The sequence below is a fragment of the Klebsiella sp. HMSC25G12 genome (assembly GCF_001807705.1).
In the GTDB taxonomy this organism is placed as follows: Bacteria; Pseudomonadota; Gammaproteobacteria; order Enterobacterales; family Enterobacteriaceae; genus Klebsiella; species Klebsiella variicola.
Genome location: NZ_KV789924.1, coordinates 25570 through 43585 on the forward strand (window position 1 = coordinate 25570; position 18016 = coordinate 43585).

Consider the following 18016-nt stretch of genomic DNA (forward strand, 5'->3'; position numbering starts at 1 on the left):
GGCAGGTCAAATTAAGAGAAAATATGAGCCTGCTAATTATGCGCCTGGGAAATAAATGCCGCAATGGAGGAGAGCTTTTAAAGCTAAAGCAGAGCCTTAAGCATGAGCGAGAAGCGCATTCCCGGCCACATGCGCGGCCGGGAAAAGGGATCAGTAGCGGGAGGGCATGCCCTCGGGGCGGGTTTTGAAGCGGCGGTGGAGCCACATATATTGTTCCGGGGCCATCATGATGCACTGCTCAACAATCTTGTTCATCCAGGCGGCCGTGGTTTCCGCGTCGTCCAGCGGCGGGGAACACTCTGGCGGCAGGATAATCAGTTCATAACCTTTACCATCCGGTTTGCGACGCGGGACGAAGGGGACGATACAGGCTTTGGACATTTTCGCCAGCATCCAGGTGCCGGAGGTGGTCGCCGCCTGGTCGACAGCGAACAGTGGGGCGAAGACGCTGGCGGTCGGACCGTAATCGTGATCCGGCGCATACCAGACCACTTCACCTTTTTTCAGCGCCCGGATCATCCCTTTCAGATCCTTACGGTCAATCATGTCCTTATTTGAGCGCAAGCGGCCCCATGTCTGCAGCCAGTCGATCACCGGGTTGTCGTTGGGGCGATAGACGCCAATTCCCGGCTCATTCATACCGAACATTCGCGCGCCCATCTCGAGGGTCAGGAAGTGAATACCGATCAGCAGAATGCCGCGCTGCTGCGCCTGCACATCGCGGATATGCTCAAAGCCGATGGTGTCGGTCCAGCGGGCGATACGACGAACCGGCCAGAACCAGGCCATCCCCGTCTCCATCAGTCCCATCCCCACCGATTCAAAGTTCATCACCACCATTCGGTGACGTTCCTGCTCGCTTTTCTCTGGGAAGCAGAGTTCAAGGTTGCGGTAGGCTATCTTCGCCCGACGCTTCATAAAGCGCATGGCCAGCCGGCCGATGGCATTTCCCAGGCGGTAAATCAGCGGATAGGGCAGTTGGACAACCAGCCACAGCAGGCCGATACCCAGCCACAGCAGCCAATAGCGCGGATGCAACAGCGCCGGAGAAAATTTAGGCAAATGAGTCATTTCATACCCGTATCAGTGAGCAACGTCTTATATTATCGCATTTTTTTACCGGCCAGCCAAAGGCGGCGACAGTCAGCTCGTTTTGTTAAGCGGGGCGCGACCGGGTGAGAGAAATGTAGCGTAAAATGTAGGGATGTAAATTAATTAGCTTTGCTATATCATGCCCGCCGTTTATTTCCTCATTTCTATGTCGAGCAGGTACACCATGCCAGTGTTACACAACCGCATTTCAAATGAGACGTTAAAGGCGCAAATGCTGGCTGAGACCGAGCCGCGCACGACGATCTCATTCTATAAATATTTCACCATTGTCGACCCACAAGCCACTCGCGATGCGTTATGGGTTGCCTTAACCCAGCTGAAGGTCTTTGGCCGTATTTATCTGGCCCGGGAAGGGATCAACGCGCAAATCAGCGTGCCGGAAAGCAACGTTGAAGCCCTGCGTGAGTTTCTCTATGGCTTCGATCCGGCGCTGGCGGGGCTGCGTTTCAATATCGCCCTCGAGGACGATGGGAAATCTTTCTGGGTGCTGCGCCTGAAAGTGCGTGACCGTATTGTCGCCGATGGCATCGACGATCCCTCTTTCGATGCCTCCAATGTTGGGGATTATCTCAAGGCGGCGGACGTCAATGCCATGCTTGACGATCCGGATGCGGTATTTATCGATATGCGTAACCACTATGAATATGAGGTGGGTCATTTCGAAAACGCGCTGGAGATCCCGGCGGATACCTTCCGCGACCAGCTGCCGAAAGCCGTGGAAATGATGCAGGACCACAAAGACAAGAAAATTGTTATGTATTGCACCGGCGGTATTCGCTGTGAAAAAGCCAGCGCCTGGATGAAGCATAACGGTTTCAATAAGGTCTGGCATATCGAGGGCGGGATTATTGAGTACGCCCGCCGCGCACGTGAGCAGGGGCTGCCGGTCCGTTTTATTGGCAAAAACTTTGTCTTTGATGAGCGGATGGGCGAGCGTATCTCCGATGACGTCATCGCGCACTGTCATCAGTGTGGCGCGCCGTGCGATACCCATACCAATTGCCTGAATGATGGCTGTCATCTGCTGTTTATTCAGTGCCCGAGCTGCGCTGAGAAGTTTGCCGGTTGCTGTAGCGAAGCGTGCATGGAAGAGCATAAGCTGCCGGAAGAGGAGCAGCGCAAACTGCGCGCCGGACGCGAAAACGGCAATAAAATCTTTAACAAATCGCGTGGCCGACTGAACACCAAACTCGGGATCCCCGAGCCGGAGTCGTCAGAAAAACCATAACCAGACGAGATCGATGATCGCCAGCAGCAACCACAGCGCAAGGTAGATCATAAAGTGCTCGCGCACGTTGTTAACCAGCATATTAAACAGGCGACGCATAACCGTTCTCAATGACTAACGGCCTCGACACAGAGGCCGTTTTTTTTCCGGCGGCAAGCGTGCCGCATTCCGTTATGAGCTAAAGCGCGCCAGTGAGAAAGGCGTCAGGTTAAAGGTCGACGTCTGTCCCTGGGCAAACTGACTGGCAATTTCTCCCAGCACCGGCGCAAACTTAAAGCCATGGCCGCTCAGACCGGTGATCAGCAGCGTGTCTGGTCTGCCAGGGAGCGTATCGATAATAAAATCTTCATCGACCGTGTTGTCATAGGTGCAGGAGGCGCCGTGCAGACAGCCGCCGATCCCGGGCAGGACGTTACGTAAAAACGGAAAGGATTCGGAACCATCGCTGGCGACAGCGCCAAACGCCGATCGCTCCTGCGGCGTGGAGACAGGCTGACCGCCGTTATGCTTGCCGATCTTTAGCTCGTTATCTTCCGCCGGGAAACCGTAGTATTGATCGCCGTTGGGTAGCTCGCCGGTGAATGCCGGGAAATGATTCTTGCTGCTGTAACGGCCATCGGCCTGGAACCAGGCAAAAACCTTACGTACCGGCTGGATGGGGAGGTCCGGAAGCAGGCGGGTGACCCAGGTACCGGCGCTAATCAGCAATTTCTTGCCGTGATATTCACCGTCAAGGGTATCAATGGTGACCCCGTCTGCATGGTGATGAATGGCTGAGACCGGGCAGTTGAATAGCTGCGCGCAGCCAGCTTCCCGTGCCAGACGTATCCAGGTCTCGACAGCCAGCTCACTGCGCAGTACGCCGGACGCCGGTTCGAAAATCGCCCGATAGTCGTCGGGAAGGCGTATCTCCGGCCAGCGCTGCATGACGGCCTGAGCATCTAACTCTTCAACCTCAAGATCGAACGCCCTGGCGCTGGCGGCGACGTTGGCCAGGAAAGGAGAGCTGGCGGGGCCGAGGTTAATGACGCCGGTGCGTTCAAAAACGGCTTCGCCGCTGATTTCAGCCAGTTCATCCCACAGCTGCTGGGCGCGCAGCACCAGCGGAACATACTTTTCACCTTCGCCATAAGCGTGACGGATAAGACGGCTACTGCCATGATGGCTGCCCTCCTGATGGGGAGGTTGGTGGGCATCGGTCATCAGAACATTGAGTCCGGCACGACGCGCATAATAGCCAGCGGCAGCGCCGACCGATCCGCTGCCGATAATGATAAGATCGTATTGCATGGTGAGTTCCGGGTAATTGCCTTATTAGCAGGGTAATTAACTCCCTGCGCTTATACAAGCCCGAAAATAATTCAGGCACCCGCAGGTGCCTGTTAAGACTATTGTTTAGTCATTCCCCGTATCGCGTTAATGTCGGCGGTACTCGTTTTCCTGGTATTCGCCAGATTCAATCTTCGCAATGCCTGCTTCCAGGATTGAAATAAATTGACGTGCGACGTCCGTCGTTAGCCATAGCGTCTGGCCAATTTCAGCATCATGACTGTTTTCTTGAGTGGGGTTCTGGTAGTGCAGGCGCAACATCAGCGCATCGTAGCTATCAACGGTGCTGATGTCCCATCCAACGAGGGGATGGGTCTGAATGACTTCATTATTTTTTTCCATCATAACCCCTTATTCATATGTTAAAAGACAACAATTCTCGAGGTTTAATGCATGTTTTTTGAAGCAAGTTAATTATATCAGGGATCAAGAATAAACTCGAGAAATTAAATGAAAGGCAGCATGATTTTCTTGTTTTCGCCGCTTTTTTACGCAAGATAAGCGCGGGAAATGGCCATTTTAGCCGATATTAAGCAGAATAATCAGGAATATTCTGAACAAGAGGCGGGGAGAAAAAAGCCGGGGCGACCCGGCAAAGAAAAGCACAATGAGGGAGCAAACCAGAGTAACTGGATCCCGCCATGCTTCAGGAGAGATCGTGGACAAACCAGTCGTCCGCGCTTTCCCAGGTTTCCTGCAGGATTTCGCTTATCCGGTCTTTGTCTTCTTTCAGGGCGCCGAACACCGAGAGCTGGTTGCCGGTGGCGTAGCGCACGCTCACCTGACTGTCGATGGCCGGGAATTGCTCGGCGATACGCCGGGAGAGTTCGTTATTCAGCGCTTCCAGCGCGCCGTTGGGTAAGGCGGTCGTTTTGGCGATAGACACTTCGATGCGCATAATTGCCCCCTGTGTTTGATACTGGTTATTTATACAGTATCCGGTGGGCGTTGACAACAGGGGGCTACGTTTTTTATCGCTTCATCGTCCAGCGAACGGTTTCACCCGCCAGGAACGGGACCAGGCTATCATTGGGCAGCGCAATGCTGTCAACGACCGTGGTCTCTTCACGCACCAGCTCAACATAGCTTTCATTGACCGGCAGACCGTAGAAGCGCGGGCCGTTCAGCGAGCAGAAGGCTTCAAAGTGCTGCAGAGCGTTCATTTCTTCAAACACGGTGGCGTAGCTGCCGAGGGCGGTCGGGGCGTTGAAGCAGCCGGCGCAGCCGCAGCTGGCTTCCTTACGATGGCGGGCGTGCGGCGCGGAGTCGGTGCCAAGGAAGGCGCGGCTAAAGCCGCTGGCGACCAGTTCGCGCAGCGCCTGCTGATGAATATTGCGTTTGAGTACCGGCAGGCAGTACAGGTGAGGACGAATACCGCCGACCAGCATATGGTTGCGGTTGAACATCAGGTGCTGCGGGGTAATAGTGGCCGCCAGCAGTTCATTGCCGTCACGCACATATTCGGCGGCATCTTTGGTAGTAATATGCTCAAAGACCACCTTCAGACCGGGCAGGCGCTGGCGCAGGGGCTCCATCACCGTGTCAATAAAGCGCGCTTCACGATCGAAAATATCAATCTCGGCGTGGGTGACTTCCCCATGTACCAGCAGCGGCATTCCCAGTTTTTCCATCCGCTCCAGCACCGGCATAATGGCGTCGGTGCTGGTGACACCGTGGCTGGAGTTGGTCGTGGCGTTGGCCGGGTAGAGCTTGGCGGCGGTGAACACACCTTCGTTAAAGCCGCGCTCCAGCTCCGCCGGGTCGAGGGAGTCTGTCAGATAGCAGGTCATCAACGGGGTAAAATCGTGCCCGGCCGGGACGGCGTCCATAATGCGCTGGCGATAGGCGATAGCCGCCGCGACGGTGGTGACAGGCGGCACCAGATTCGGCATCACGATCGCCCGGCCATAAAACTCACTGGTGTAAGGCACGACGGTTTTCAGCATATCGTCATCACGCAGATGGATATGCCAGTCGTCTGGGCGGCGGATTTTCAATACCTGGGGTTGTGCTGTCATGGAAGGCTCCGGCTAATAGGTTCAGTCATCAGGGCTGTTTTTTGCCGGGCACTAAGGATAAGCGTAAACGTTTTCCTTTGCACTCATTTCCGTAAAAAATTCAGGGCGCCGTAGCGCCCTGGAGATTAATTGGTAAAGGGGATGACAATTTCGCCCGGTTTCACCTCTATGCCCTTGGCATATTTCTTCGCCAGCGCTTCGCCGGTGCTGGCGTCTTCACGCAGGACATAGGCCGGTTGCTGGCTGAAGTAGCTGCGCAGCGACTGATTCAGATAGGGGAGCAGGGCCTGAATCACCGACTGCAGCTTCTCGGGCGCCACTTTGGCATCGACCACCTCCATTTCCTGCAGGAAGATAGCGCCTTTCTCTCTGTCAAAGGTTGGCAGCGCTTTGAGCTTCAGATCGATCGTCGCTTTCTGGGTGCCGAACAGGGAGTTCAGATCGACGTTGGCGACCCCGGTCAGCGTGACTTTACCCGGCTCTTCACGGCCAATAGCGCTGGTCAGGTTCTGCAGCTCAATATGGGCATCGGCAACGCCTTTCAGACCGATATCTTTGGCGAAATGGTTACGCTTCTGCAGCGCCTGGTTTATCTCCTGCTCGCTTACCGTGTATTGGGTCAACTGGTTACAGCCGCTCAGCAGACCGCTGACAATCAGCGCCGCGGCGATCAATATTTTTTTCATGGGGTTCCTCAAGCTCGTACCATCATTCATCCTGACACAAAGCATCATGACCTGTCAGCATTCTTCATGCCAGCAGAATAGGCTGAAAGGCAGGAGAAACCGCGGACCTACGCTCTTAGGTGCGCGGCTCCAGCATACCGGAGGCGGAGCGTTTTGGACTGAATTGCCACCACAGGGCAAGGAAAGTGATAAACCCAATGGCGCCGAGCATCAGCCACGGCAGTTCGGGCTGGCCCACGGCTTTGCCGGCATCAAACAGCCAGCCGCCGCCCGCGTAACCCAGCGCGCCGCCGAAGGCGAGACCCAGGCGGCTGAACCCCATATAGCTGCCGCGCGCCCGGGCATCCGCCAGCGAGGCGCCCAGCGTCTCCCTGGCGGGTTCCGCGATGATCGAACCGATGTAAAACAGGCAGATCAGGGTAAATAACTGCTGCAAACTGCTGGTCATGCCAATCGGCAGCATCGCCAGCGTCATCACCAGCAGACCGGCCATCAGCCGGTGCTCAAGGCGGTAGCGTTTCTCGCTCCAGCGGGCAATGGGATAGAGCAGGGTCAGCGAAATGGTGGCTTCGATGGCGTACATCCACTTCACGGCGGCCGGCGAACCGGCAATGTCGTTCACCATGATCGGCAGCATCAGCATCACCTGCACCGCCAGCATGTAATAGCCTGTTAACGTCAGGACATAGGTGACGAAGCGCTTATCCCGCAGCACCCGTCCCAGCCCCTCGCGGACTGGCGTTTTCACCGTGGACAGTTTCCATGCTGGCAGATACCAGGCGTTAAACGCGGCGCAAGCGATAAACAGCGCGGCGCCGGCGCTGCACACCAGACGGAAGTCATACTGTAGCAGCCAACTGCCCAGCAGGGCGCCAATCACCGCGCCGGCGCTGTCCTGCATCATCAGGAGGGAGAAAAAGCGGCCGCGCTGATGCGGGCGCACCAGTTTGACCACCAGCGCGGCTCGTGGCGGATCGAACAACGTGCCGCCTAACCCGGACAAGATACAGGAGAGCCAGAGCACCCAGGGCTCATGGGCAACGGCCATCGCCGCGAAGCCGCCGGCGCGCATCAGCATGCCGGTGACAATCATGGGTTTCGCGCCGAAGCGGTCGGCAATGGCGCCGCCAAAAATGCCTAATCCTTGCTGCACCAGCTGGCGCAGGCCGAGCGCAATGCCGACCATCAGCGCTGCCCAACCCATCTGATCGACAAAGCGGATGGAAATCAGCGGAAAAACGACAAAAAAGCCCAGTACGACCAGCATGTTATCGACTAACAGGAAATATTTACCCAGGCTCCTTGCCTGCGAGACGCGGGACATTTCCCCTCCAGGGAAAAATAGAGATAAGCGAGGATATTCTGCGGGCAATCTGCTGCTTTTCCCAGCACCCTTGCGACAATATTTTTTTATCAAAAAGCAAGTTCGATTGAGCCTATTCATCGAAAAGAGGAGATGGCGCAGAAAATGGTATGTTGCTGTTTTCACACTATCGTGCAGGACAGGTATAGTGATGAGAGCAAGATTGAAGTCAGGGGGACTGAAAAGGAAATGTTTGGCTATCGCAGTAACGTGCCGAAGGTGCGTTTGACGACGGACCGGCTGGTGGTGCGCCTGGTCCACGATCGTGACGCCTGGCGTCTGGCCGATTATTACGCCGAGAATAAAGTGTTCTTAAAACCCTGGGAGCCGGTACGTGACGACAGCCACTGCTATCCCTCCGGGTGGCAGGCGCGTCTGTCAATGATCGGCGAGTTTCATAAGCAGGGGTCTGCATTTTATTTCGCGCTGCTCGATGCGGAGGAAAAAGAGATCGTTGGCGTGGCGAATTTCTCCAACGTAGTTCGCGGATCATTCCATGCCTGTTATCTCGGCTACTCCATTGGCGAGAAGTGGCAAGGGCAGGGGCTGATGTTTGAAGCGTTGACCGCCGCGATTCGCTATATGCAGCGCACGCAGCATATCCATCGCATTATGGCCAACTATATGCCGCATAATCAGCGCAGCGGCGCGCTGCTGGCGCGGTTGGGGTTCGAAAAAGAGGGTTACGCCAAAGATTATCTGCTGATTGATGGGCAGTGGCGTGACCATGTACTGACGGCGCTAACGACGCCGGACTGGTCAGCAGGGCGCTAAGGAGAGAGGATGAAATATCAGTTAACCGCGCACGAAGCGCGCGTCATTGGCTGTCTGCTGGAAAAGCAGGTTACCACGCCCGAGCAGTACCCGCTGTCGGTGAACGCCGTGGTGACCGCCTGCAATCAGAAAACCAACCGCGAACCGGTGATGTCGCTGAGCGAAGGCGAGGTCCAGACGCTGCTGGATACCCTGGTGAAGCGCCACTATTTGCGCACGGTCAGCGGATTCGGCAATCGAGTGACCAAGTATGAGCAGCGCTTTTGCAACTCTGAATTTGGCGATCTGAAACTCAGCGCCGGCGAAGTAGCGGTGGTGACGACGCTACTGCTGCGCGGCGCCCAGACGCCGGGTGAACTCCGTAGCCGCGCGCAGCGGATGCATGAGTTCAGCGATATGGCGGAAGTGGAAAGCGTGCTGGAAGGGTTAGCGACGCGCGAGGATGGTCCTTTTGTTGCCCGCCTGCCACGGGAACCGGGGAAACGGGAAAGCCGCTATATGCATCTGTTTTGCGATGACATGGACACGCTGATCACCACGGTGGAAGCACTCTCGCCGCTGGAAGACGATGACGATCTGCGTGCCCGGGTTGAAGCACTGGAAGGCGAGGTGGCGGAATTGAAAGCGCGCCTTGACTCGCTGTTACACCATCTGGGGGACTAAACGTGGGGACAAGACTGCGCATTGGGGTGGTTGGCTTAGGGGGCATCGCGCAGAAAGCGTGGCTGCCGGTGTTAGGCGCTGCGGAAAGCTGGACGCTGCAGGCAGCCTGGTCGCCGGGAAAAGAGAAGGCGTTGCGCATCTGCGAAACCTGGCGGATCCCGTATGCTGATTCGCTGGATGCCCTGGCGGCGGAGTGCGATGCGGTCTTTGTCCATACGTCGACGGCTTCACATTATGAAGTCGTGAATCACTTGTTGAATGCCGGGGTTCATGTTTGTGTGGATAAACCGCTGGCGGACAAGCTGAGCGAGGCGGAAGCGCTGGTCGAGCTGGCTGCCCGGCGTCATCTGACGCTGATGGTCGGTTTCAATCGCCGCTTTGCGCCACTCTATCGTGAACTGAAGGGGCGGCTGGGCGAGGTGGCCTCGCTGCGGATGGATAAGCATCGTAGCGACAGCGTAGGCAACGATCTGCGCTTTACCCTTCTCGATGACTATCTGCACGTGGTGGATACTGCGTTGTGGCTGGCTGATGGTCAGGCGCGCCTGCGCGGCGGCACGTTGCAGATCACTCCTCAGGGTGAAATGCTCTATGCCGAACACCAGTTCAGTTCGCCCCGGCTGCAGGTTACCACCAGCATGCACCGCCGTGCCGGAAGCCAGCGTGAGTGGGTGCAGGCGGTCACCGATGGCGGGTTATATGCGGTGAGTGAGATGCGCGAATGGCAGGAGGAGTGTGGCCTTGGCGTGGTCCAGCGCCCGGTGGCGGGCTGGCAAACCACCCTCGAGCAGCGCGGTTTTGTCGGCTGTGCGCGACATTTCATCGAATGCGTGCAAAATCAGACGGTTCCGGAAACCGCTGGCGAACAGGCGCTGCTGGCTCAGCGGGTGGTTGACAAACTCTGGCGCGACGCCATCAGCGAATAATCCGTTGTAACAACTGACAGTAGTAATTCATATTGAACCCGGTAGACTATCGCCACTTTCCAGCGCCCGCATTTGCGGGCGTTTTACTCCAGGGTTTGGAATAACAGCGTAATGAATCTTTTAAAATCACTGGCGGCCGTCAGTTCGATGACCATGTTTTCGCGCGTGCTGGGCTTTGCCCGCGATGCGATTGTGGCGCGCATTTTTGGTGCCGGGATGGCGACCGATGCCTTTTTTGTCGCCTTCAAACTGCCTAATCTGCTGCGGCGTATTTTTGCCGAAGGCGCCTTCTCGCAGGCGTTTGTGCCGATCCTTGCCGAATATAAAAGCAAGCAGGGCGAAGATGCCACCCGGGTTTTTGTCTCGTATGTCTCCGGATTACTGACCCTGGCCCTGGCGATCGTCACCGTTATCGGGATGCTGGCGGCGCCGTGGGTGATCACCATCACCGCCCCCGGGTTTGCTGATACCGCCGATAAATTTGCGCTGACCACCCAATTGCTGCGCATTACCTTCCCCTATATTTTGCTGATCTCCCTGGCCTCGCTGGTGGGGGCGATCCTCAATACCTGGAACCGTTTCTCGGTGCCGGCCTTTGCCCCGACGTTCCTCAACGTCAGCATGATTAGCTTTGCGCTGTTTGCCGCGCCGTACTTCCATCCGCCGGTGCTGGCGCTGGCCTGGGCGGTGACGGTCGGCGGCGTGCTGCAGCTGGCCTACCAGTTGCCGCACCTGAAGAAGATTGGCATGCTGGTTCTGCCCAGAATTAATCTGAAAGATGCTGGCGCGATGCGGGTAGTGAAGCAGATGGGGCCGGCGATCCTTGGCGTGTCGGTAAGCCAGATCTCCCTCATCATCAATACCATCTTCGCCTCGTTTCTCGTGTCGGGATCGGTGTCATGGATGTACTATGCCGACCGTCTGATGGAGTTTCCGTCAGGTGTCCTGGGCGTGGCCCTTGGCACCATCCTGCTGCCGTCGTTGTCGAAAAGCTTCGCCAGTGGTAACCATGACGAGTATTGCCGCCTGATGGACTGGGGCCTGCGACTCTGCTTCCTGCTGGCGCTGCCGAGCGCGGTGGCGCTGGGGATCCTCGCTAAACCGCTGACCGTGGCCCTGTTCCAGTACGGTAAATTCAGCGCCTTTGACGCGGCGATGACCCAGCGCGCGCTGGTGGCCTATTCCGTGGGGCTGATGGGGCTTATCGTGGTGAAAGTGCTGGCGCCGGGCTTCTATTCCCGTCAGGACATCAAAACGCCGGTGAAGATTGCCATTGTCACCCTGATTATGACCCAGGTGATGAACCTGGCGTTTATCGGCCCGCTCAAGCACGCGGGCCTGTCACTGTCCATAGGGCTGGCGGCCTGCCTGAACGCCGCGCTGCTCTACTGGCAACTGCGTAAACAGAAAATTTTCACCCCACAGCCCGGCTGGCTGACTTTCCTGCTGCGTCTGGTCGCGGCGGTGGTGGTGATGGCCGCGGCGCTGCTGGGCGTCATGCATCTCATGCCGGAGTGGTCTCAGGGGACGATGCCGTTCCGCCTGATGCGCCTGCTGGTGGTGGTGGTCGCCGGAGTAGTGGCTTATTTCGCTACGCTGCTGGTGTTGGGCTTCCGCGTAAAAGAGTTTGCCCGTCGCACAGCGTAAGCCATTGCGACGGAAAGAGGAAACCCGCTTCGCTCAGGCGAAGCGGGTTTTTTTTATGATGTGCGGCGTTCGGCTGCGATGAGGCGCGCATTCTCCAGCAGGCGGATCGCCAGGGCAATTGCCCCGCTGACGACGGCGAGGGTGACCACTCCGTTCCAGCCGGCCAGCACGTACAGCTTGCTGCCCAGCACCGACCCCAGCGACATCCCGATAAAGACCACGGTGAACAGCAGAGCGTTCAGGCGGCCACGGGCCTGCGGCTCCAGGCTGTAAACCAGGTTCTGATGTGCCACCAGGCTTGACTGCAGGCCGAGATCGAAGCCAATAGCCGAGAGAGCAATCAGCGCCAGCTGGCCATGCAGAGGGAGCAGCGGCAGCATAAACATCAGGGCGAAGGAGAGGGTGACCAGCGCCGCGCCCATCTGAGTCACTTTACCGGCGCCAAACTTATCGGCCAGTCCGCCGGCCAGCGGTGCCGCCAGCGCCCCGGCGGCACCGGCGATACCAAAGCCACCCGCTACTGCGCTCCCCATGTGATAGTGTTCTGAGAGCATCACCGCCAGCGTCGACCAGAAAGCGCTAAAGGCGACAGAGAGCGCCCCCTGAGCCAGCGCAGCGCGGCGTAACGCCGGATAACGCAGCCACAGATGCGCCATTGAGGCCATCAGCTGCGGATAGCTCAGCGTCGAGTGAATGGCGAAGCGCGGCAGGACCCGCCACATCACCAGGCCAATCAGCGCCACGCTGACTGCAGCCGCCTGATACATCACCCGCCAGCCGAATACGGCGCCCACTACGCCGCTGACCGTCCTGGAAAGCAGGATCCCCAGCAGCAGCCCGGTCATCACCGTGCCCACCATTTTTCCCTGCTTGCCTGCCGGAGCGAGGATCGCCGCCGCCGGGACGATATCCTGCGCCATGGTGGCCGCCATACCGATCAGCAGACTGACCACCAGCAGTGAGGTGAGCTGGCCGGTAAGGCTGCACAGGAACAGCAGGATCGCCAGCATTGCGCTCTTCAGCAGGATCAGCCGGCGGCGATCGTGACGGTCGCCGAGCGGGAGCAGGAAGAGAATGCCGAGCGCGTAGCCAGCCTGCGTCAGGGTAGGAACCAGCCCCATCCCTTCTACCGACAGATGGAGATTGGCGCCCATCAGCGGCAGTAGCGGCTGCGCATAATAGATAGAGGCGACGCTAAAGCCGGCGCCGAGTGCGAGAATGAAGATAATCCAGCCTGCGTCGCGGGTGGAAAGGGAAGTCGGTGTCATGATCAGTACCTCATAGATGCGATGGCGCTATTTTTCCCTGAATGCAGCTGGCGCGGTAGCCGGGCTGGTGGTAAAACGGTTATACGTAGCACGTATAGGCAAAAGAAAAATGAAAAGACAGGAGCGTATAGACCGCATTGAGCTGATGCGCACCTATATTCGTATTATAGAGGCCGGCTCACTCTCCGCCGCCGCGGGGCAGATGGATACCACCCAGGCAACCGTCAGCCGCCGCCTGCAGTCCCTGGAAGGACTGCTGGGGGTGAAGTTGATCCTGCGCACCACTCATGCGATGAAGCTTACTGACGATGGCGAACGCTGTTATCGCCATGCCCGTCAGGTCGTGGACGCCTGGCTGGCGCTGGAGGATGATCTGCGTATTGCCGACGATCAGCCCGTGGGGGTGCTGCGGGTACGGGCGCCCCATGCTTTTGGCCAGCAACAGCTGCTGGCGCCGCTGGTCGCATTTCTGCAGCGTCATCCGCAACTGTCGGTCGAGTGGATGCTGAATGATAATACCGTCGACTTTCTCAGCGATAATATCGACTGCGCCATTCGCGTTGGCGCGGAGGTGGATCCGGCCACGGTATCCGTGCTGCTGGCGGAAGTGCCGCGCTGCGTGGTGGCTTCCCCTGAACTCCTGGCGAAGTACCCGCCGTTAACCTCGCTGGAGGCGCTATCCGGCCTGCCGTGGATCGCCATTAATACCTTTTATCAGCATGAGGTACGGCTCCGGCATCTGAAAAGTGGGCAAATCGTCTCGACGGCCATCACCCCCTGCCTGAGCACTGACAGCCTGTACGTCGCGCGAAATACCGCGCTGGCGGGGCTGGGGGTGGCGATGGTGTCCAGCTGGACAGTCGTGGAGGATATTGCCGCCGGACGGCTGATTGAGCTGTTCCCGCAGTGGCGTCCCGCCTCGCTACCGGTTCATCTGGTTTATCCCTGGGCGCGCTATTATCCGACACGCCTGCGTAAGTTCCTTGACCTGATGCGGGAGATCATGCCGGATCTGGCCGGGATGCAGCGTCCGCAAAGCGCATAAAAAAACCGGCCAGAGGCCGGTTTTTTTATTAAGCACGCTTATTCGACGGGCTGTGGGCGGGTCGGTTCTGCGGTGGCTTTACGCGTCGCACTATGACCACCGGCGGCGCCTTTACCTTCAAAAGCGAACGGCGGACGCACCCAGGTGCTGTGGCGCGGCGCTTCCGGGACATAGTCCGGAGCAGGCGCCCGGGTCATCGGCGCGGTAGCATGGCGATCGCCAGCCACAACCACGGGTTTGCTTACCGGCGTTTCAGCTTTGACCGGTTCGGCAGGGGCTGTTGGGGCGGCTTCGGTCACCGGTGCTTCCACCACGGTTTCCGTGGCCGGAACGATGGTTTCCACTGGCGCTTCAACGACAGGCGCCGTTTCCACCACTTCAGGTTCAACCGTGACCGGCTCGGCGTCGATCGTCACTGGCGCAATAGCCTGAGGCGCTTCGACAGCTGGCGCTTCGACCGGCGCTGGCTCGACAGCGGCTGGCTCGACAATTTCCGGAGTATCAACGATAACCGGCTCGGCGGCCGCGACGGGTTCGACGACCACCGGCTCAGCGGTAACGGGCTCCATGGTCGCCGGCTCGACGGTAACTGGCGCGGCAGTGACGGTTTCAACTACGGCAACCGGTGTCGCAATAGCTTCGACGGCTTCAATGGCGCTGGTGTCCTGAACCGGAACCTCTTCCGGCTGCTGGTCCTGCGGACGAACGACCGGGTAGCGGATCCAGACTTTACCGGAAGCCATCTCCGGCGAGGCGCAGGCGACGGTCAGCGGCATCGGCGACTGGGTCGGATAGCGTTCGTCACGATAGCGACGACGGCGCTGACCGCTCACGCGCAGATGACGCGGGGAACGACGAGAGCGGCGCGGCATACCGTTCGCTTCACGGGATTCGCCGTTTTCATCGTGTTCCACTACGTTTTCCACTACCGCCGGCAGTTCGGCTTTCACCGGCTCGCTGCGCGGGGTGGCGACTTCAGCCACAACGGTCTCAGGCGCGATCTCGGCAGTCTGCTCGGCAACGGCTGACTCAATGCGTACTTTCTGGGAGAGCTGACGCGGTTTACGACGCGGCAGAGTCTGCACACGCTCTTCCTGCTCAGTCTCCTGTACTTCCGGCTCTTCACGCGTCTGCACCTTGGCTTCCTGCTGCGCCTGGCGTTTATCGTCATTGCGGCGGCGGGAGCGTTCGCGGCGCGGCTGCTGCTCGTCGCAGGATTTGGCTTTGTCCGCGTCATCGCCGACGGTCTGGCGAGCGTCACGCGCTTCTACGTTTTGCGGCTGCTTTTCGCGACGATTGCGACGGTTTTCTTCACGCGATTCGCGCGGCTCACGACCCTCGGCATTGTCCGCACGGGTGTCGCGATTGTCACGGTTATCACGGTTGTCACGATTGTCGCGGTTATCACGGCGATCGTTGCGGTCGTTGCGATCGCGGCGGTTGTTGCTCCGCGGTTTACGGCGCTCCTGCTGACGCTCCGGTTTTTCTTCCGCTTTCTTCTCGACCGGAACTTCAACCGGCTTGGCTTCTTCAGTGCCAGAGAAGATATTTTTCAGCGCGCTGAAGAAGCGTGAGAGTAGTCCCGGCTGGGCCGGCGCGGCGGCCGCGACCGGGGCAGCGGCGACCGCAGGGGCAGCCACAGGCTCTTCCAGCATCGGTGCCGGTGGGGCGTCAGGCATCACAAAGGCGGCCAGCGCAGGCTGCTCCGGACGTTTACGTTCTGCTGGCTCCTCGTCACCAGGCAGCGCCATCTCTTCTTCATGCAGCTTCGGCAGCAGATAGCTCAGCGTTGAGGTCTCTTCACCTTTACGCACGCGCAGGACGGAGTAGTGCGGCGTCTGCATCTCGTCGTTTGGCACGATAATGACGCGGACATCGCCCTGACGGGATTCGATTGCGCTCACTGCGGCACGTTTTTCGTTCAGCAGATAAGAGGCGATCGGTACCGGAACGATGGCGTGGACTTCTTTGGTGTTCTCTTTCAGCGCCTCTTCTTCAATCAGACGCAGAATAGAGAGCGACAGCGATTCGTTATCACGCACGGTACCGGTGCCGGAGCAGCGCGGGCAGACGTGATGGCTGGATTCGCCCAGCGACGGGCTCAGGCGCTGGCGAGACATCTCCAGCAGGCCGAAGCGCGAAATATGGCTAATCTGAATGCGCGCGCGGTCCTGACGAACGGCTTCACGCAGACGGTTTTCCACCGCACGCTGGTGGCGAACCGGGGTCATATCGATAAAGTCGATAACGATCAAGCCGCCGAGGTCGCGCAGACGCAGCTGGCGGGCAATCTCGTCAGCCGCTTCAAGGTTGGTATTGAAGGCTGTCTCTTCGATATCGCCGCCGCGGGTGGCGCGGGCGGAGTTGATATCGATCGCGGTCAGCGCTTCGGTGCTGTCGATAACGATAGACCCACCGGAAGGCAGGCGCACTTCACGCTGGAAGGCGGACTCAATTTGCGATTCAATCTGATAATGGCTGAACAGCGGGATTTCACCGGTGTACAGTTTGATTTTGCTGCTGAAATCCGGACGACCCAGTGCGGCGATATGCTGGCGCGCCAGCTCGAGCACTTTCGGGTTATCGATCAGGATTTCGCCGATGTCCTGGCGCAGATAATCGCGGAATGCGCGGACAATCACGTTGCTTTCCTGGTGGATCAGGAACGGCGCCGGACGGCTTTCCGCGGCTTTCTGAATCGCTTCCCAGTGCTTCAGGCGGAAGCTCAGGTCCCACTGCAGGGCTTCGGCAGATTTGCCGACGCCAGCGGTGCGAACGATAAGACCCATGCCGTCCGGAAGCTCCAGGCTCGCCAGCGCTTCTTTCAGTTCAGTGCGGTCGTCGCCCTCGATACGGCGGGAAATTCCCCCCGCGCGCGGGTTGTTCGGCATCAGGACCAGATAGCTGCCTGCCAGGCTGATAAAGGTGGTGAGCGCAGCGCCTTTGTTGCCGCGTTCTTCTTTATCAATCTGCACGATAACTTCCTGACCTTCACGCAGCACGTCTTTGATATTAGGACGACCGTGCGCATTGTAGTTAGCGGGGAAGTATTCGCGGGCGATTTCTTTGAGGGGGAGGAAACCATGACGCTCGGCGCCGTAATCGACAAACGCGGCTTCAAGGCTAGGTTCAATGCGGGTGATTTTGCCTTTGTAGATGTTCGCTTTTTTCTGTTCGTGCCCGGGGCTTTCGATATCCAGGTCGTACAGGCGCTGCCCATCAACAAGGGCGACGCGCAACTCTTCCTGCTGAGTTGCGTTGATTAACATTCTTTTCATCGTAACTTACTCATTATTCTTACATTGACGACTAAGCTGCGGGCAGAGTAATGCCTTTCCGGGGGAAAACCGATGGCCTCGTGTCTGGTTCACGTCGCCAACCTCACGGTTGTCGCGCGCTTAAGAGGCGCAGAGTGTCGGTCGCCTGTGTTTCAAACGGAAACACAGCGCAATTATTCAGGGGAACAGCCTGGGATGTATCACCAGAGAATATTCCATTTATACTCGTCGTCTTTCGCGTTGCAGGCATGGTGGCTTAACCTGCTCACCTCGATCAAAGGATCCAGATGAGCTCCCGGGAGTCCCGGAGTTGACGCCTTCCTGCGACTTGAAATCCATAGAGCCTGTACCGGTAAGGACTGCAACCCGCAGCCCGCTAACTGTCTGAAAGATCACAACGTCTTACGCCATTGCTGCGTGGGCGATCGGTCAGACAAAATTGGTCATTCCGCTAATGTCTTGTTCTAACAAGATGCAATACGGAAAACGGTCTCATTATTCCATTGCTAACCTTGTTATAGCAAGTTGACTTTCACCTTTTATCACCCGGTTACTCACAGTTTTATCACCTGCCCATACAGATTGTTCTAATAACAAACAAAATGGCGGTCAGGTAAACCGTGAAAACAGGATAATGATAAATATAAGCATATAAAAATGAGTGGCGCTAATGCGTCC

16 protein-coding genes are annotated in these 18016 nt (G+C 57.9%); 6 read left to right on the forward strand and 10 right to left on the reverse strand.

Features of this window, described 5'->3' with window-relative positions; genetic code table 11:
• Positions 1 to 150: 150 nt before the first annotated feature.
• Positions 151 to 1071 (reverse strand): Kdo(2)-lipid IV(A) acyltransferase, encoded by a 921-nt coding sequence (locus HMPREF3096_RS25295; RefSeq protein ID WP_004140735.1) that lies wholly within the window; start codon positions 1069 to 1071, stop codon positions 151 to 153.
• Between the two features lie 205 nt (positions 1072 to 1276).
• On the opposite strand from HMPREF3096_RS25295, the gene HMPREF3096_RS25300 reads away from it, so the two are divergent.
• Positions 1277 to 2341 (forward strand): oxygen-dependent tRNA uridine(34) hydroxylase TrhO, encoded by a 1065-nt coding sequence (locus HMPREF3096_RS25300; protein WP_008805967.1) that lies wholly within the window; start codon positions 1277 to 1279, stop codon positions 2339 to 2341.
• Here the strand turns inward: HMPREF3096_RS25300 and HMPREF3096_RS25305 are convergent.
• The 7 genes from HMPREF3096_RS25305 to mdtH all read right to left on the reverse strand — a co-directional run bounded on the left by HMPREF3096_RS25305 (position 2327) and on the right by mdtH (position 7698).
• Positions 2327 to 2440, reverse strand: coding sequence for a DUF2770 family protein (locus HMPREF3096_RS25305; protein ID WP_002898988.1), 114 nt, complete (start codon positions 2438 to 2440; stop codon positions 2327 to 2329). The two genes, HMPREF3096_RS25300 and HMPREF3096_RS25305, sit on opposite strands and share 15 nt — an antisense overlap.
• A gap of 72 nt (positions 2441 to 2512) precedes the next feature.
• Positions 2513 to 3631 carry an N-methyl-L-tryptophan oxidase gene (gene solA / locus HMPREF3096_RS25310; RefSeq protein ID WP_008805968.1) on the reverse strand — a complete coding sequence of 373 codons (1119 nt, stop codon included), beginning with the start codon at positions 3629 to 3631 and terminating at the stop codon, positions 2513 to 2515.
• A 126-nt stretch (positions 3632 to 3757) separates the two neighbouring features.
• Positions 3758 to 4012: a biofilm formation regulator BssS gene (gene bssS / locus HMPREF3096_RS25315; protein WP_008805969.1), complete on the reverse strand. Its 255-nt coding sequence runs from the start codon at positions 4010 to 4012 to the stop codon at positions 3758 to 3760.
• A gap of 304 nt (positions 4013 to 4316) precedes the next feature.
• Positions 4317 to 4568: a DNA damage-inducible protein I gene (gene dinI, locus HMPREF3096_RS25320; protein ID WP_002898994.1), complete on the reverse strand. Its 252-nt coding sequence runs from the start codon at positions 4566 to 4568 to the stop codon at positions 4317 to 4319.
• A gap of 73 nt (positions 4569 to 4641) precedes the next feature.
• Complete coding sequence (gene pyrC, locus HMPREF3096_RS25325; protein ID WP_008805970.1) at positions 4642 to 5688, reverse strand: dihydroorotase; 1047 nt, start codon at positions 5686 to 5688, stop codon at positions 4642 to 4644.
• 125 nt (positions 5689 to 5813) lie between these two features.
• Positions 5814 to 6374, reverse strand: coding sequence for a lipoprotein (locus tag HMPREF3096_RS25330; RefSeq protein WP_012542249.1), 561 nt, complete (start codon positions 6372 to 6374; stop codon positions 5814 to 5816).
• Positions 6375 to 6489: 115 nt separating this feature from the next.
• Positions 6490 to 7698, reverse strand: a complete 1209-nt coding sequence (mdtH, locus tag HMPREF3096_RS25335) for a multidrug efflux MFS transporter MdtH (protein WP_012542248.1) — start codon at positions 7696 to 7698, stop codon at positions 6490 to 6492.
• A 228-nt stretch (positions 7699 to 7926) separates the two neighbouring features.
• Here mdtH and rimJ point away from each other — a divergent pair, with 228 nt between their 5' ends.
• The 4 genes from rimJ to murJ all read left to right on the forward strand — a co-directional run bounded on the left by rimJ (position 7927) and on the right by murJ (position 11747).
• Positions 7927 to 8511, forward strand: a complete 585-nt coding sequence (rimJ, locus tag HMPREF3096_RS25340) for a ribosomal protein S5-alanine N-acetyltransferase (RefSeq protein ID WP_008805973.1) — start codon at positions 7927 to 7929, stop codon at positions 8509 to 8511.
• A gap of 9 nt (positions 8512 to 8520) precedes the next feature.
• A complete protein-coding gene (locus tag HMPREF3096_RS25345) occupies positions 8521 to 9174 on the forward strand; it encodes a YceH family protein (protein ID WP_012542247.1) in 654 nt (217 codons plus the stop codon).
• A gap of 14 nt (positions 9175 to 9188) precedes the next feature.
• A complete protein-coding gene (locus HMPREF3096_RS25350) occupies positions 9189 to 10100 on the forward strand; it encodes a Gfo/Idh/MocA family protein (protein ID WP_162822797.1) in 912 nt (303 codons plus the stop codon).
• 111 nt (positions 10101 to 10211) lie between these two features.
• On the forward strand, positions 10212 to 11747 hold the full coding sequence (murJ, locus tag HMPREF3096_RS25355) for a murein biosynthesis integral membrane protein MurJ (protein WP_012968575.1): 1536 nt from the start codon (positions 10212 to 10214) through the stop codon (positions 11745 to 11747).
• A 53-nt stretch (positions 11748 to 11800) separates the two neighbouring features.
• Here murJ and HMPREF3096_RS25360 read toward each other — a convergent pair whose 3' ends face one another.
• Positions 11801 to 13015, reverse strand: coding sequence for an MFS transporter (locus tag HMPREF3096_RS25360; RefSeq protein WP_008805977.1), 1215 nt, complete (start codon positions 13013 to 13015; stop codon positions 11801 to 11803).
• Positions 13016 to 13031: 16 nt separating this feature from the next.
• Here HMPREF3096_RS25360 and HMPREF3096_RS25365 point away from each other — a divergent pair, with 16 nt between their 5' ends.
• Positions 13032 to 14060, forward strand: coding sequence for a LysR family transcriptional regulator (locus HMPREF3096_RS25365; protein ID WP_176747760.1), 1029 nt, complete (start codon positions 13032 to 13034; stop codon positions 14058 to 14060).
• A gap of 38 nt (positions 14061 to 14098) precedes the next feature.
• Here HMPREF3096_RS25365 and rne read toward each other — a convergent pair whose 3' ends face one another.
• A complete protein-coding gene (rne, locus tag HMPREF3096_RS25370; RefSeq protein WP_070544664.1) occupies positions 14099 to 17338 on the reverse strand; it encodes a ribonuclease E in 3240 nt (1079 codons plus the stop codon).
• Positions 17339 to 18016: the final 678 nt, after the last annotated feature.

Bases quoted from the DNA above. Each gene is read 5' to 3' on its own strand.
- dinI (WP_002898994.1), bottom strand. From the start codon at position 4,568: ATGCGCATCGAAGTGTCTATCGCCAAAACGACCGCCTTACCCAACGGC.
- solA (WP_008805968.1), bottom strand. From the start codon at position 3,631: ATGCAATACGATCTTATCATTATCGGCAGCGGATCGGTCGGCGCTGCC.
- HMPREF3096_RS25360 (WP_008805977.1), bottom strand. From the start codon at position 13,015: ATGACACCGACTTCCCTTTCCACCCGCGACGCAGGCTGGATTATCTTC.
- bssS (WP_008805969.1), bottom strand. From the start codon at position 4,012: ATGGAAAAAAATAATGAAGTCATTCAGACCCATCCCCTCGTTGGATGG.
- HMPREF3096_RS25300 (WP_008805967.1), top strand. From the start codon at position 1,277: ATGCCAGTGTTACACAACCGCATTTCAAATGAGACGTTAAAGGCGCAA.
- murJ (WP_012968575.1), top strand. From the start codon at position 10,212: ATGAATCTTTTAAAATCACTGGCGGCCGTCAGTTCGATGACCATGTTT.
- mdtH (WP_012542248.1), bottom strand. From the start codon at position 7,698: ATGTCCCGCGTCTCGCAGGCAAGGAGCCTGGGTAAATATTTCCTGTTA.
- HMPREF3096_RS25345 (WP_012542247.1), top strand. From the start codon at position 8,521: ATGAAATATCAGTTAACCGCGCACGAAGCGCGCGTCATTGGCTGTCTG.
- HMPREF3096_RS25365 (WP_176747760.1), top strand. From the start codon at position 13,032: ATGCGATGGCGCTATTTTTCCCTGAATGCAGCTGGCGCGGTAGCCGGG.
- rimJ (WP_008805973.1), top strand. From the start codon at position 7,927: ATGTTTGGCTATCGCAGTAACGTGCCGAAGGTGCGTTTGACGACGGAC.
- HMPREF3096_RS25305 (WP_002898988.1), bottom strand. From the start codon at position 2,440: ATGCGTCGCCTGTTTAATATGCTGGTTAACAACGTGCGCGAGCACTTT.
- HMPREF3096_RS25295 (WP_004140735.1), bottom strand. From the start codon at position 1,071: ATGACTCATTTGCCTAAATTTTCTCCGGCGCTGTTGCATCCGCGCTAT.
- pyrC (WP_008805970.1), bottom strand. From the start codon at position 5,688: ATGACAGCACAACCCCAGGTATTGAAAATCCGCCGCCCAGACGACTGG.
- rne (WP_070544664.1), bottom strand. From the start codon at position 17,338: ATGAAAAGAATGTTAATCAACGCAACTCAGCAGGAAGAGTTGCGCGTC.
- HMPREF3096_RS25330 (WP_012542249.1), bottom strand. From the start codon at position 6,374: ATGAAAAAAATATTGATCGCCGCGGCGCTGATTGTCAGCGGTCTGCTG.